This window comes from Stenotrophomonas sp. WED208, from assembly GCF_040984485.1.
Lineage (GTDB): Bacteria > Pseudomonadota > Gammaproteobacteria > Xanthomonadales > Xanthomonadaceae > Stenotrophomonas > Stenotrophomonas riyadhensis.
This window is the reverse complement of sequence record NZ_JAZARB010000001.1, coordinates 602,285-616,782: the sequence shown is the minus strand read 5'-3', so window position 1 is coordinate 616,782 and position 14,498 is coordinate 602,285. Positions and strand designations below refer to the sequence as shown.

General features: G+C 67.1%; 12 protein-coding genes. 3 read left to right on the top strand and 9 right to left on the bottom strand.

Annotated elements, in window-relative coordinates; all coding sequences use genetic code 11:
- Positions 1-38: 38 nt before the first annotated feature.
- On the bottom strand, positions 39-2,150 hold the full coding sequence (locus VPH47_RS02755; protein WP_368850074.1) for a S9 family peptidase: 2,112 nt from the start codon (positions 2,148-2,150) through the stop codon (positions 39-41).
- 143 nt (positions 2,151-2,293) lie between these two features.
- On the opposite strand from VPH47_RS02755, the gene VPH47_RS02750 reads away from it, so the two are divergent.
- On the top strand, positions 2,294-3,487 hold the full coding sequence (locus VPH47_RS02750) for a pyridoxal phosphate-dependent aminotransferase (RefSeq protein ID WP_071229056.1): 1,194 nt from the start codon (positions 2,294-2,296) through the stop codon (positions 3,485-3,487).
- 118 nt (positions 3,488-3,605) lie between these two features.
- Here VPH47_RS02750 and VPH47_RS02745 read toward each other — a convergent pair whose 3' ends face one another.
- Both VPH47_RS02745 and VPH47_RS02740 read right to left on the bottom strand, forming a co-directional pair.
- Entirely contained in the window at positions 3,606-5,702 is a 2,097-nt protein-coding gene (locus VPH47_RS02745) for a prolyl oligopeptidase family protein (RefSeq protein ID WP_368850073.1), read from the bottom strand.
- A 69-nt stretch (positions 5,703-5,771) separates the two neighbouring features.
- Positions 5,772-6,098 (bottom strand): hypothetical protein, encoded by a 327-nt coding sequence (locus VPH47_RS02740; RefSeq protein WP_368850072.1) that lies wholly within the window; start codon positions 6,096-6,098, stop codon positions 5,772-5,774.
- A gap of 127 nt (positions 6,099-6,225) precedes the next feature.
- On the opposite strand from VPH47_RS02740, the gene VPH47_RS02735 reads away from it, so the two are divergent.
- Positions 6,226-6,828 (top strand): lipocalin family protein, encoded by a 603-nt coding sequence (locus VPH47_RS02735; RefSeq protein ID WP_094001036.1) that lies wholly within the window; start codon positions 6,226-6,228, stop codon positions 6,826-6,828.
- A gap of 121 nt (positions 6,829-6,949) precedes the next feature.
- Here VPH47_RS02735 and VPH47_RS02730 read toward each other — a convergent pair whose 3' ends face one another.
- From VPH47_RS02730 to VPH47_RS02720, 3 genes are all read right to left on the bottom strand, one after another.
- Complete coding sequence (locus VPH47_RS02730) at positions 6,950-7,639, bottom strand: methionine ABC transporter permease (protein ID WP_014038544.1); 690 nt, start codon at positions 7,637-7,639, stop codon at positions 6,950-6,952.
- Complete coding sequence (locus VPH47_RS02725) at positions 7,636-8,643, bottom strand: methionine ABC transporter ATP-binding protein (protein ID WP_006471119.1); 1,008 nt, start codon at positions 8,641-8,643, stop codon at positions 7,636-7,638. The genes VPH47_RS02730 and VPH47_RS02725 overlap by 4 nt, the downstream gene beginning before the upstream one ends.
- Positions 8,644-8,853: 210 nt before the next feature.
- Positions 8,854-9,750, bottom strand: coding sequence for a DMT family transporter (locus VPH47_RS02720; RefSeq protein WP_110713766.1), 897 nt, complete (start codon positions 9,748-9,750; stop codon positions 8,854-8,856).
- Between the two features lie 185 nt (positions 9,751-9,935).
- On the opposite strand from VPH47_RS02720, the gene VPH47_RS02715 reads away from it, so the two are divergent.
- A complete protein-coding gene (locus tag VPH47_RS02715; protein ID WP_006471121.1) occupies positions 9,936-10,418 on the top strand; it encodes a YajQ family cyclic di-GMP-binding protein in 483 nt (160 codons plus the stop codon).
- 35 nt (positions 10,419-10,453) lie between these two features.
- Here VPH47_RS02715 and VPH47_RS02710 read toward each other — a convergent pair whose 3' ends face one another.
- The 3 genes from VPH47_RS02710 to VPH47_RS02700 form a co-directional block, all read right to left on the bottom strand.
- A complete protein-coding gene (locus VPH47_RS02710) occupies positions 10,454-11,551 on the bottom strand; it encodes a helix-turn-helix domain-containing protein (RefSeq protein ID WP_368850071.1) in 1,098 nt (365 codons plus the stop codon).
- Between the two features lie 161 nt (positions 11,552-11,712).
- A complete protein-coding gene (locus VPH47_RS02705) occupies positions 11,713-12,840 on the bottom strand; it encodes an NAD(P)-dependent alcohol dehydrogenase (RefSeq protein ID WP_153854561.1) in 1,128 nt (375 codons plus the stop codon).
- Between the two features lie 17 nt (positions 12,841-12,857).
- Positions 12,858-14,324, bottom strand: coding sequence for a benzaldehyde dehydrogenase (locus VPH47_RS02700; protein WP_368850070.1), 1,467 nt, complete (start codon positions 14,322-14,324; stop codon positions 12,858-12,860).
- Positions 14,325-14,498 lie beyond the last annotated feature (174 nt).

The window sequence follows — 14,498 nt, the reverse complement described above, 5'->3', positions numbered from 1 at the left end:
GTTCGGGGTGCCAGGCAACGCCCGGCCCCCCTGTGCCCTTACGGTTGGGCGATGCCCAGCTGCTGCAGCACGAACGCATACGACTCGGACAGCTCGCGGTAGCGCTGGAAGCGACCCGACTTGCCACCGTGGCCGGCTTCCATGTTGGTGCGGAACAGGATCGGGTAGTGGCCGGTGTTGTCGTCACGCAGCTTGGCCACCCACTTGGCCGGCTCCCAGTACTGCACCTGCGAATCCCACAGGCCAGTACCCACGAACAGCGCCGGATAGGCCTGCTTCCTGACGTTGTCGTAAGGCGAGTAGGACAGCATGTAGTCGTAGTACGGCTTCTGCTCCGGGTTGCCCCACTCGTCGTACTCGTTGGTGGTCAGCGGAATGGTCGGGTCGAGCATGGTGGTGACCACGTCGACGAACGGTACCTGCGCCACCATCACCCGGTAATCCTGCGGCGCCTGGTTGGCCACCGCGCCCATCAGCAGGCCACCGGCGCTGCCACCCGAGGAGGCAACGCGATCCTTCGCCGCCCAGCCCTGCGCCACCAGGCCACGGGTGACGTCGATGAAGTCGTTGAAAGTGTTCTGCTTGTGCAGCAGCTTGCCGTTCTCGTACCAGTCGCGGCCCATCTCCTGGCCGCCGCGGATGTGGGCGATGGCATAGACCACGCCACGGTCGAGCAGGCTCACTGCGGTCTGGTTGAAGTACGGATCCATCGACATGCCGTAGCTGCCGTAGGCGTACTGGAACAACGCACCCTTGCCATCCTTCTGGTAGCCCTTGCGGTAGACCAGCGACACCGGCACCTTCACGCCATCGCGTGCGGTGATCCAGACGCGGTCGGTCTCGTACTTCGACGCGTCATAGCCGATCACCGGCTGCACCTTCAGCTGGCGGCGCTCACCGGTGGCGGTGTTCAGCTCGAACACGGTGGTGGGGGTGGTCATCGAGGTGTAGACGTAGCGCAGCCACGGCGTATCGGCCTCGGTGTTGTCGCCCAGGCCCATCGAATACGCCGGCTCATCGGCCTTCACGTAGTCGCTGCGGCCATCCTTGAACAGCAGGCGGATGCGCTCCAGGCCCTCGGAACGTTCGGCGATGGCGGTGTACGCATCGAACAGCTCGAAGCCTTCGATGAACACCGCATCGTCGTGCGCGATCCAGTCCTTCCACTGTGCGCGCGAGGTCGCATCGGTCGGTGCGGTGACCAGCTTGAAGTTCTTCGCACCGTCGTTGGTGCGGATCACCCAGCGACCATCGTAGTGGTCAGCGTCGTACTCCACATCGCGCTGGCGCGGCGCCAGTACGGTGAACGTGGTCGGGTCGCTGGCCGGCGCGTAGCGCTCTTCCGAGGACACGGTGCTGTGCACGCCGATGGTGATGAAGCGATCATCGCGGGTACGGCCGATACCCATGTAGAAGCTGTCGTCCTTCTCTTCGTAGACGACGGTGTCGGCGCTGGCCGGGGTGCCCAGCACGTGCTTCTTCACGCGCACGGTCAACAGCGTTTCCGGATCGTTCTCGACGTACAGCACGGTGCGGTTGTCGTCGGCCCAGACCAGGTCACCGGAGCTGCCGGTGATCACATCGGGCAGCACCTTGCCGGTGGCCAGGTCCTTGAAGCGGATGGCGTACTGGCGGCGGCCGACATCATCATCGGCCCAGGCCAGCAGCTGGTTGTCCTGGCTGACCTCCATCGAGCCAACGCTGAAGTAGCCCTTGCCGGCGGCCATCGTGTTGACGTCCAGCAGGATTTCCTCGGCGGCATCCATGCCGCCCTTGCGGCGTGCGTGGATCGGGTAGTCCTGGCCGGTCTCGAAGCGGCTGTAGTACCAGTAGCCGCGCTCGCGCGCCGGCACACTGGAATCGTCCTGCTTGATGCGGCCGACGATTTCCTTGTACAGGGTGTCTTCCAGCGGCTTCAGCGGCGCCAGCAGCTGGTCGGCGTAGGCATTCTCGGCCTGCAGGTAGGCCAGCATGTCCTTGTTCTCGCGCTTGTCGTCGCGCAGCCAGTAATAGTCGTCGTTGCGGGTCGCGCCGAACGGCGCCTTGACCACATGCGGATGCTTGGCGGCATCCGGCGGAACGGGCGGCGTGGCGGCGGTAGCAGTGGTGGTCATCAGGCTGGCAAGCAACAGGCAGAGGGTGGATTTCATGAGATAAGGCTCCAGGCGCATCAATGCAATGGTCTTCGGCGGGGTCAGATCCCTTTTCCCGAAAAAGGATCTGACCCCAATCCCGGCAATGCGGCAACCCTGCGGATCGTCATGGGTCGTGCCGGCCGGCGTACCATGGGCACATGAGTACCCTGCCCCACACGCCGGGCTACAGCCGGCGCAGCCATGAAATCGCTCCGTTCCACGTAATGTCCCTGCTGGCCCGCGCGCAGGCGCTGGAACAGGCGGGCCACGATGTGATCCACCTGGAAATCGGCGAACCGGACTTCACCACGGCCGAACCGGTCGTGCGGGCCGGCCAGGCCGCATTGGCCGCCGGCCATACCCGCTACACCGCCGCACGTGGCCTGCCGGCCCTGCGCCAGGCGATCAGCGGCTTCTATCGCAGCCACTACGGGCTGGACATCGACCCCGAACGCATCCTGGTCACTCCCGGCGGCTCCGGTGCGCTGCTGCTGGCCAGCAGCCTGCTGGTCGATCCGGGCCGCCACTGGCTGCTGGCCGACCCCGGCTACCCCTGCAACCGCCATTTCCTGCGCCTCGTTGAAGGCGGCGCGCAACTGGTGCCGGTCGGCCCGGACACCGCCTACCAGCTCACACCGTCGCTGGTGGAACAGCACTGGAATGCCGACAGCGTCGGCGCACTGGTCGCCTCCCCCGCCAATCCGACCGGCACCGTGCTGTCCGCCGACGAACTGGCCGCCCTGTCGCAGGCCCTGCACGCGCGCGGTGGCCACCTGGTGGTGGACGAGATCTACCACGGCCTGACCTACGGCCTGGATGCACCCAGCGTGCTGCAGGTGGATGACAGCGCGTTCGTGCTGAACAGCTTCTCCAAGTATTTCGGCATGACCGGCTGGCGGCTGGGCTGGCTGGTGGCCCCACCGGCCGCGGTACCGGACCTGGAGAAGCTGGCGCAGAACCTGTACATCAGCGCCTCAAGCATCGCCCAGCACGCCGCACTGGCCTGCTTCAGCGAGGAATCGATGGCGATCTTCGAACAGCGCCGTGATGCGTTCCGCCAGCGCCGTGATTTCCTGCTGCCGGCACTGCGTGAACTGGGCTTCCGTATCGAAGTCGAGCCGCAGGGTGCGTTCTACCTGTACGCCGACGTCAGCGCGTTCACCGACGACGCACAGGCCTTCTGTGCCCATTTCCTGGAAACCGAGCACGTGGCGTTCACCCCGGGGCTGGATTTCGGCTTCCATCGCGCCAACCAGCATGTGCGCCTGGCCTACACCCAGGAAGTGCCGCGATTGCAGGAGGCGGTGGCGCGGATCGCGCGCGGGTTGAAGCGTTGGCAAGGATCACGTTGACGGTCGTGCCGGCCGCTGGCCGGCAACCCGGGAATGCGTGAATGATGCAGTTGCCGGCCAGCGGCCGGCACTACCGGTAATGAAAAACGCCGCCCTGGGGCGGCGTTTTCCGTTCTGCTTACTTACCGCCCAACCGCTCCCACAGGAAGCTGTAGGCCAGCGCCGACATGTGCGCGGCCTGCGCATTGTTGGCTGCGCCGCCGTGGCCACCTTCGATGTTCTCGTAGTAGGTCACGTCCTTGCCGGCGTCGATCATCTTCGCCGCCATCTTGCGGGCATGGCCCGGGTGCACGCGGTCATCGCGGGTGGAGGTGGTGAACAGCACCGGCGGGTACTTCTTCTTCGCGTCGAACAGGTGGTACGGCGAGAAGGTCTTGATGAACTCCCAGTCGCTGGTGTCCGGGTTGCCGTATTCGGCCATCCACGACGCGCCGGCCAGCAGGTGGCTGTAGCGCTTCATGTCCAGCAGAGGCACCTGCACGACCACTGCACCGAACAGTTCCGGATACTGGGTCAACATGTTGCCGGTCAGCAGGCCACCGTTGCTGCCGCCCTGCACGCCCAGGTGCTTGGCGGTGGTGATCTTGCGCTTGACCAGATCCCGCGCCACGGCGGCCATGTCTTCGTAGGCCTTGTGGCGGTTCTGCTTCAGCGCTGCCTGGTGCCAACGCGGGCCGTACTCGCCGCCGCCACGGATGTTGGCAACCACGTACACGCCGCCCTTCTCCAGCCAGGCGCGGCCCATGCCACCGGAATAGCTCGGGGTCAGCGAGATCTCGAAGCCACCATAGCCGTACAGCAGGGTCGGGTTGGAGCCGTCCAGCTTCATCGCCTTGTCATGCACCACGAAGTACGGCACGCGGGTGCCGTCCTTGCTGGTGGCGAAGTGCTGCTCGATCACCTTGCCCTTGGCATCGAAGAAGGCCGGCATGGTCTTCAGCGTTTCCGGCGCCTGCCCGATCTCGGCCAGGGCCAGGGTGGTCGGGGTGAGGTAGTCGGTGGCGGTCAGCCACACCGCGTCGCTGTCGTTGCTGTCCACCGCAGCCACGCCCAGCGTGCCGAAGGCCGGCGCGCCGACGAAGCGGCTGGTCTGCCAGCCATTGGCGCCCGGGGTCAGCACCGACAGGCGGTTCTTGACGTCATCCAGCACGTTCAGCACCAGGTGGCTCTTGGTCCAGGTGGCGCTGGCCAGCGAGGTGGTCGCGGTCGGGGTGAACAGCACCTCGAAGTCGCGCTTGCCGGCCAGGAAGTCGTCCAGCTTCGTCGCCAGCAGCGAACCGGACGCGTAGGTCTTGCCGCCCACGGTCCACGGATCGCGCAGTTCCAGGGTCAGCCACTGCTTGTGCAGGCCCTTCTCGGCCGAGTTCGGCGCGTCGATCTTGGTCAGCGTGCCGTCGTCGCCACGCAGGTAGAGCTCGTTGTTGTAGAACGCCAGCGTGCGGCTGACCAGGTTGCGCTCGAAGCCCGGGGTGTCATCGTGCATCGCCGCGATGTACATGTCTTCCGGCTTGCCTTCATACACCACGGTGGCCGAGGCCATCGGCGTGCCGCGCTTCCACAGTTTGGCCACGCGCGGATAGCCCGACGTGGTCATCGTGCCGGCACCGAAGTCGGTGTAGACGAACACCGTGTCGCGGTCGATCCAGTTGAGGCCGCCCTTCGACTCCGGACGGAAGAAGCCGTCCTTGATCCAGGTCTTGTTGGCCAGGTCGAATTCGCGGGTGACGTCGGCGTCGGCGCCGCCACGCGACAGCGCGATCAGGCAGCGGCTGTAGTCCGGGCGCAGGCAGTCGGCACCGTGCCAGACCCAGTTCTCACCCTCGGCCTTGTTCAGCGCATCCAGGTCGAGCACGGTCTCCCACTGCGGCGAGGCCTTGCGGTATTCGGCCAAGGTGGTGCGCCGCCACAGGCCGCGCTCGTGCTGCTGGTCCTTCCAGAAGTTGTAGTAGTAGTCGCCGATCTTCTGCACGCCGGGGATCTTGGCATCGGAGTCGAGCACCTCGCGGATGCTGGTCTCCATCTGCTTGAAGGCCGGGGTCTGCGCCAGGCGCGCCTCGGACTTGGCGTTCTGTTCCTTGACCCAGGTCAGCGGCTTGTCGCCGGTGACGTCTTCGAGCCAGGCGTAGCGATCGGTGTCTTCAGCGGCCACGGCGGTCCCCACCGAGGCAGCGGTCATCATGCCGGCCAGCAGGCAGGCGGAAGCGAGTCGAGACATTGCAGCTCCAGGCAGTCATAAGCCGTGGAACGCTAGCATGGATCGCCGCGGCCGCCCCCGTGTCGAAGGTCAGGCCGCGGCGGTCGAGCCGCGACGGCCTCGCACCGCCCCGCCGCTACGGCGACGCGCCTGTCCACCGGTACGACGCGCCAGCCGCAGCCACGACAGGTGCGGCAACGGGAAGCGCAGCAACGCCCACCAGGCCACCAGCGGCATGCCCACCAGCCACATCGGCAGCCAACCCAGCCAGGCACTGCTGCCGCGCGCGGCCGGCCAGACCAGTACCAGTGCCACGCCGGCCAGGGCCAGCTGCTGCACGCTGCGCAGCAGGCGGGGGTCGGCACGCTCGAGAATGACGCGTTCAGTTGCAGGGCGGCGGACGGAACGTGCGTTCATGGGGCTTCTCCGGTGGACAATGCAACACAGCATGGGCAAGGCCCTTCTCACAGGTTGCGACACCATTGACGGATCGCGTGCACACAGTCGACCATGCGCGTGCAAGCCCACTGGAGCCCGCTCCCGCATGACTTCGATCCGCCCGCTCTGCGCCGTGCTGCTGGCCCTGTCCCTGGCGGGCCCCGCCGTGGCCGCCAGTGAGCCGCCGTCGCCCCGTGCCAGCGCTCCGCGCGCCGCCGACCCGGATGCGCCGATCGACCTGAAGCGTTTCATGGGCACCTGGTACGTGATCGGCCGCGTGCCGAACTTCATCGAACGGGGCCATGTGGCCAGCGTCAACGAGTATGAGCTCCGCGACGCGCACAAGGTCGGCATCACCTACCGCTACCGCGATGGCTTCGGCGAACCGCTGCAGGAAGTCCGCGCGCGTGCCAGCGTCGACCCGGACAGCGGCAACCACGGCTGGCGCACCTGGTTCTACCGCGTGGTGCCCACCCATTCGCGGGTACTGGAAGTGGCCCCGGACTATTCGTGGGCGCTGATCGGCTATCCCGGCCGTGAAATGGCCTGGATCTTCTCTCGTACGCCGGACATGGACAAAGCCCTGTACAAGGAGCTCGCAGAGCGACTGCGCGACGAGTACGGCGTGAACACCGACAAGCTCAAGCGCGTGCCGCAGCACCCGGAGCAGGTCGGCAAGCTGGGCTACGAAGTACCGAACGTGCGTTGATTGCAGGTGGAATTGCCGGCCAGCGGCCGGCACTACCATTTCCAGGCAATGGGGTAGAGCCGGCCGCTGGCCGGCTGCCGCGATGCACCGGGCGACGCCGGGGCAGCGCCCCGGCGCCTCGTCATTTGCGGCTGTAATGCGCGACCAGGCGGTCGCCGAGCATCTGCAGCAGCTGCACCAGGACCAACAGCAGGACCACGGTAACCAGGGCCACGTCGGTGTGCGAACGCTGGTAGCCATCGCGGAACGCCAGGTCACCAAGGCCGCCGGAACCAATCGCGCCGCCCATCGCGGTGAAGCCGATCAGGGCCACGGTGGTGACCGTCGCACCGGCGATCAGGCCAGGACGCGCTTCCGGCAGCAGCACGCGGGTGACCAGCTGCCAGGTGGTGGCGCCCATCGCCTGGGTGGCCTCGATCACGCCACGGTCCACTTCGCGCAGCGCGGTCTCGACCAGGCGCGCGTAGAACGGCGCTGCGCCGATCACCAGTGGCACGATCGCACCACGCACGCCCAGCGACGTCCCCATCAGGAACAGGGTGACCGGAATCAGCACGATCATCAGGATGATGAAAGGCACCGAGCGCAGCAGGTTCACCACCAGCGCCAGCACGCCATAGGCGAACGGACGGCGCTTCATCTGCGGTGCGCCGAACAGGTACAGCAGCACGCCCAGCGGCAGGCCGATGGCCAGGGTCAGCGGCAGCGAACCGAGCAGCATCAGCAGGGTGTCGATGGTGGCCTGGCCGATGTCGGCCCACTTGCCCGCATCCAGGTGGCGGAAGAAACCGCCGGCAGTGGCGATGATCATCGACGCAGTTCCTCAACGTGCACGCCGGCGGCCACGAACGCGGCCTGCGCGGCGGACTGGTCACCGCCCACCAGGGCGACAACCAGCTGGCCATACGGGGTGTCCTTGATCCGGTCGATACGGCCGGACAGGATGTTGTAATCGACACCGGTCTCCCGCGCGACGCTGCCGAGGAGGGGTTCGTAGGTGTCTCCGCCGAGGAAGGTCAGGCGCACGATGCGGCCACCGACGGCATCGAAATCACGGTGCAGCGCGCCTTCATCCACGTGCTCCGATTCGCTGACGAAACGGCGCGTGGTCGGGTGCTGCGGGTGCAGGAACACCCGGGTGACCGGCCCGGTCTCGACCATCTGGCCGGCATCGAGGACGGCGACGCGGTCGCAGACGCGGCGGATCACGTCCATCTCGTGGGTGATCAGCACGATCGTCAGGCCGAGCTCGCGATTGATCTTCGACAACAGCGACAACACCGAGGCGGTGGTCTGCGGGTCCAGCGCACTGGTGGCCTCGTCGCACAACAGGATCTGCGGGCGTGTCGCCAGCGCACGGGCGATGCCGACGCGCTGCTTCTGGCCACCGGAAAGCTGTGCGGGGTACTTCTGCGCATGCGCCTCCAGGCCCACGGTCTGCAGCAACTCGGCCACGCGCGCGTCGATCTCCGCCTTCGGCGTGCCGGCCAGCTCCAGCGGGAAGGCGACATTGCCGGCCACCGTGCGCGACGACAGCAGGTTGAAGTGCTGGAAGATCATGCCGATTCGCCGGCGCAACGCGCGCAGGCCATCCGCGTCCAGTGCGGTGACATCCTCGCCACCGATCAGCAGCCGGCCACCGCTGGGTTCTTCCAGACGGTTGATCATGCGGATCAGAGTCGACTTGCCGGCGCCGGAGTGGCCGATGATGCCGAATACCTCACCGGCCTCGATGGTCAGGTCCAGCGGCTGCAGCGCGCTGACTTCGCGGCCGGCAACGGCATAGGATTTGTGCAGGCGCTGGAACTCGATCACGGGCGTGGCTCACCGGCTGGGTGACGGAAGGGGGCGTGCAGCCTACCAGCGCAGGCGGTCGCGCGCCCGCGCCATGGGCCAGAATGTTATTCCTTTTGGTTCTAAGGCGCCCGCACCGACACGTTGGCTGGGGTCAGAGCCCCTGCGGGGATCCGACCCCGGGGTCGGATCCCCGCAGGGGCTCTGACCCCATTCCCCGGCCAAACCGACTCAGGGATGGTCCAGCGGCTTCGGCGGCTCCTGCCGGTTCACCCGCTCACGGTGCAGCAGGTACAGCCCCGAGGCGACGATGATCGCCGCACCCACCCAGGTATAGCTGTCTGGCAGCTGGCCCCAGAAGGCCAGATCCCAGCCGATCACCCAGACCAGGCCGCTGTACTCCAGCGGCGCGATCATCGAGGCCTCGCCCAGCTGGAACGCCTTGGTCAGGGCGATCTGGCCGAGCGCGCCGGCCAGGCCCATGCCGGCGATCAGCGGCGCATGCGCCAGCTGCAGCGGCACCCAGCCGGGAAGGGCCAGCAGGCCGGCGCCGATGGCCATGATCACCAGGAACCAGACCACCATCGACTGCGAGGTATCGGTGCGGGTGAGCAGGCTGACCGTGATCGCCGCCACGGCATAGGCGGTGGCGGCGGCCAGCACCATCAGGCCGGGCACCGAGATGAAACCGTCCACACCCGGCCGCAGCACCACCAGCACGCCGACCAGGCCGATGCCGATGGCCACCCAGCGCCGTGGCCCGACCCGCTCGCCCAGCAGCGGCACCGACAATGCGGCGATCAGCAGCGGGGCGACGAAATAGATGGTGTAGGCGGTGGACAGCGGCAGGTCGCGCAGGGCGAACACGAAGCAGCCGATCATCGCCATGCCCAGCGCGCCACGCAGCAGGTGCAGCCCCCAGCGACGCGGGATCAGCGAGCGCGGGCCGGCGCTGGCCAGCACCCAGACCAGCACGAACGGCAACGAGGCCGCGCCGCGCAGGAAGGTCACTTCCAGGGTCGGATAGCTGGCCGACAGCTGCTTCATGCCAGCGTCCATCAGCGAGAAACAGGCGACCGCAGCGACCATCCAGGCCACCGCACGCGAAGGGGAGCGTTGCACGTTCATGGCCCATTATCGCCGACCGCACCGGATTGTAGAGTCGAGCTTGCTCGACTGCCGCCCTTCTGTAGAGTCGAGCCATGCTCGACTGCCTTGTGAAGAGCAGTCGAGCATGGCTCGACTCTACAGAAAGCGGGCATGCGGGCCCTCGCGATAGAATGGCCACCACTGAATCCTGCGGAGCATCGCCCATGCCTTCCTTCGACGTCGTGTCCGAAGTCGACACCCACGAGCTGACCAACGCCATCGACCAGGCCAACCGCGAACTGGCCACCCGCTTCGACTTCAAGGGCGTGGACGCCAAGTTCGAGCGCGATGGCGATGTGATCAACCAGACGGCGCCGACCGAGTTCCAGCTCAAGCAGATGAACGACATCCTGCGCGCCCGCCTGGCCGCGCGCGGCATCGACGTGCTCAGCCTGGAGTTCGGCGACATCGAAACCAACCTGGCCCAGGCCCGGCAGAAAATCACCGTCAAGCAGGGCATCGAGCAGAAGATCGCCAAGAAGATCGCGGCGGCACTGAAGGACGCCAAGCTGAAGGTGGAAAGCCAGATCAACGGCGACAAGCTGCGCGTGCAGGGCAAGAAGCGCGATGACCTGCAGGACGCCATCGCCGTGCTCAAGGCCGGCAAGTTCGAACTGCCGCTGCAGTTCAACAACTTCCGCGACTGATGCCCCCGCCGGGCCCTGCCCGGTGGACTACGCGGTCAATCGCGCAGCAGCTTGTACAGCGTGGTGCGCGAGATTCCCAACTGGCGTGCGGCCAGGCTGAGGTTGCCGTCAGCGGCCTGGGCCGCGCGGCGCGCGGCCTCACGCTGCTGGTCACGCAGCCGCGGCGCGCCTGGATCTGCCGGGGTGCTCCGCACAGTAGACCGGTGCGCCGCGCCTCGCGGCCCCTGCAGACGCTGCAGGTAGACCGCACTGCCCTCGCCCAGCCGGACCCGATGCGCTGCGCCCGGTTGCAGCAGCCGACGCCGTTGCGCCGCACTGGCACCAGCAAACAGCGCTTCCAGACCCAGCAGCGGCAACGGCCCGCGCCGTGGCAGGCCCAGCAGGCGCCGTGCAACGCGGTTGGCTGCACGCAGCTGGCCATCCTCCTGCACCGCCAGCAGCCCCTGCAGCGGTGACGCCAGCCAGCGCGGATCATGTTGCACGGCCAGCAGGTGCACGTCGGTAAGGCTGTGGAACAAGCGGTTTTCGCTGGCCAGCGCAGCCTGCCGGAAATAGCCCTGCAGCAGGGCGGGATCGCGCTCGCCAAGACCGGTGATGTCGATCACTCCGCAGACCCGACCGTCGAGATCGTGCAGTGGCTCGCTCAGGCAGAACACCGGCGCGAACCGCTGCAGGTAGTGTTCGTTGCCGCGCACCAGTGCCGGCACATCGTCGGCCAGGCTGACCGCTGGCGCGGTGGTGCCGATCTCGGTCTCGCCCAGCTGTCGCCCGACCTGGATCGGCCGCAGCAAGGGAGCATCTTCCAGCCCGTGGGCCTGCTGCGCGATCACCATGCCATCGCGGTTGGCGCAGAACATCGTCCAGCCACGCCCACCGAAGGCCGCCCAAAGCTGTTCCAGCTCCGGCTGCACGCAACGCGCCAGGCGCCGGTCATCGGGATGGGACAGATGGCGGCCATCGCCCAGCAGCGGCCGATAGTCCGGCTCCTGCCCCGGCTGCAGGCCCGCCGCGCGCGAACGCAGCCATGACTGCTGCAGCGGCAGCGGCAACACGCCCAATGAGCGCGCATCGCCGTCGGCGAAGGCGGCACGTGCCGCCACCAGTTGTTGCTGCCCGACTGTCGTGGCCATCATGGACGCAGCGTACACCCGCCAGCGGCAACGCCATGTTACGTCTCGGCAACGGAGCGTTTCCGTTTCAAGACGCGTTCAAACTAAGGGGGCAGAGCCGTTTTCTCCTGGAAAACGGATCCGCCCCCGGGCCGGCCGGCGTCCGGCACTACCAACAGGGGAAACTACGCCGCGATGCGCAGCACCGGCTTCAGGGTAATGCCACGGGTACTGTCTTCTGCGGCCTGGTTGATCTGTTCCAGCGGATAGAACTTCACCAGCTTGTCGAACGGGAAGCGTCCCTGCTGGAACAGGGTCACCAACTGCGGAATGAACACCTGCGGCACACTGTCGCCCTCGACGATGCCGCGGATGCTGCGACCGCCGAGCAGCAGGTTGTTCACATCGAAGCTGGCCGTCGTGCCCAGTTTCGGCGCGCCCACCACGCCCATCATGCCCAGCCCACCCAGCGCCTCGACGCCAGCGGACAGCACGTCCGGACGACCGGTCGATTCCAGCGCGAAGTCAGCACCCCCACCCGTGATCGCACGCACCGCCTCGACCACATCGGTCTCCCGGCTGTTGACCACGTGGGTGGCCCCCAGCTCCAGAGCAAGCTCCAGGCGCGAAGGCACCACGTCGATGGCAATGATGGTGGTGGCCCCGGCCACCTTGGCCGCCATCACCGCGCTCAGGCCCACCGCACCGGCACCATAGCTTGCAAAGCTGCTGCCCGACCGCACCTGCAGCGAGTTGAGCACCGCACCGGCACCGGTCTGGATGCCGCACCCCAGCGGGCCCAGCAGTTCCAGTGGTGCGTCATCAGGCACCTTGATCGCATTGATCTCGCGGGCCAGCGCGTAGGTGGCAAACGAGGACTGGGCGAAGAAATGATCGTGCAGCGGCTGGCCCTGCGCATCGGTGATCGCGGTACGTCCGTGGCCATCATCGCCACCGAAGTTCAGGGCGAAGAAATCCCTGCAGTAGGCACCGTGTCCACCCCGGCAGGGATTGCAGTGACCACAGGCGCCGTAGGTCAGCACCACGTGATCCCCCGCCTTGAGGTCGCGCACGTTCGGGCCAACCGATTCGACGATGCCCGCCCCCTCATGGCCCAGCACCGCCGGCAGCGGCACCGGATAGTACTGATCGCGCACGATCAGGTCGGTATGGCACAGGCCGGTGGCCACCACCTTCACCAGCACCTCGTCGTCCTGCGGACCGCGCAGCGTCGCCTGCTCGATGACGAAGGGCTGCTCCTTGCCGCGTACCACGGCGGCGGTGATCTCACGCGTTGCGTTGTTGTCGTTCATCGTGATGGCTCCTTCGATCAGATCGGGTATGCGGGCGCTTCGCCCTTGACGGTCAACCACTGCCACTGGGTGAACTCCTCGCCATTGGCCGGGCCACCGATGCTGGTGCCGTTGCCGGACGCGCCGACGCCGCCGAAGGGGTTGATCACCTCGTCATTCACGGTCTGGTCGTTGATGTGCAGCAGACCGGTACGCAGGCGCTCGCCGATCTTCAGCGCGCGGCCGACGTTGCTGGACACGATCGCCATCGACAGCCCGTACTCGCTGTCGTTGGCCAGGCGCACGGCTTCGTCGTCATCGTCGAACGGCACCACCACCGCCACCGGCGCGAAGATCTCCTCGCTGAAGGCCGGATTGTCGGCCGCAACGTTGCCGAGCACGGTGGGTGCGAAGAACAGCTCCCGGTGCGAGCCGCCCGCTTCCAGCGTGGCACCGGCCTGCACCGCCTGCTCGACCACGCGTGCGGCATGGTCGCGCTGGCCGGCATTGATCAGCGGGCCGATCGCCACGTCCTCACGTGCCGGGTCGCCTACCTTCAGCGCGTTGGCCTTGGCCACCAGTTTCTGCAGGAACGTGTCGTGGATCTTCCGGTGCACCAGCACGCGCCCGGTCGCCATGCAGATCTGGCCCTGGTGCAGGTAGACGCCCCACGCGGTGTTGGCCACCGCCAGGTCCAGGTCCGCATCGTCCAGGATGATCAACGAATTCTTGCCACCCAGCTCCAGCGAAACCTTTTTCAGGTGCTTGCCCGCCGCTTCGCCGACCTTGCGCCCGGCGGCGGTGGAACCGGTGAACTGGATCATCGCCACGTGCGGGTCACTGGTCAGTGTAGCCCCGGCCGCGCCATCGCCGGGCAGCATGTGCAGCACGCCTGCCGGAAGGCCCGCCTGCTCGAACAGGCGTGCGATCACCGCGCCACCACACACTGCCGTACGCGGGTCCGGCTTGAGGACCACAGCGTTGCCCAGCGCGATCGCCGGGGCCACCGCGCGCATCGCCAGGTAGAGCGGGAAGTTGAACGGCGAGATGACCCCGACCACGCCCAGCGGCCTGCGCCGTGCCAGGTTCAGCCGGCCCGGTTCGGAGGGCAGGATCTCGCCCACGCTGCGCGACGGCAGTGCGGCGGCTTCATGCAGCGCCTTGATCGTCACCTTGGCCTCGAAGCCGGCCTTGAGGCGGGTCGAGCCGCTTTCGCGGACCAACCAGTCGATGAGGGTGTCGATGTTCTCCTCGGCCAGCCGCGCAGCCTTGCGCAGCACCTCGGCGCGCTGTTCGTAGGGCGCCGCCGCCCATGCCTGCTGCGCCTGTGCCGCGGCGGCTGCCGAACGCGCGACCTGCGCCGGGTCGGCCAGGCCGATCTCGCCCAGCTCCTGGCCGGTGGCCGGTTCAATCACCGGGTGCCGTTGCGGGGCAGCCTGCCAGTGGCCATCAAAGAAGGCGCCGGCCCAGAGGGCGTCCGGCAGCCACGGGGAAGATGCAGTCATGGGTGTCCTCCTGTGTCGTGCATCCATTCCACGCCCGTCGCCCCGGGCTGGCAATCGGCCATCCATCGGTAGCGCGCAACAGTTTGAATCTTCGGGGATTTCCAGCTTCGCCTCTGTCCAGTTCCTGCACAGTGGACAGCGCAGCACCGGCACACTGCCTACAATGGCGGCACC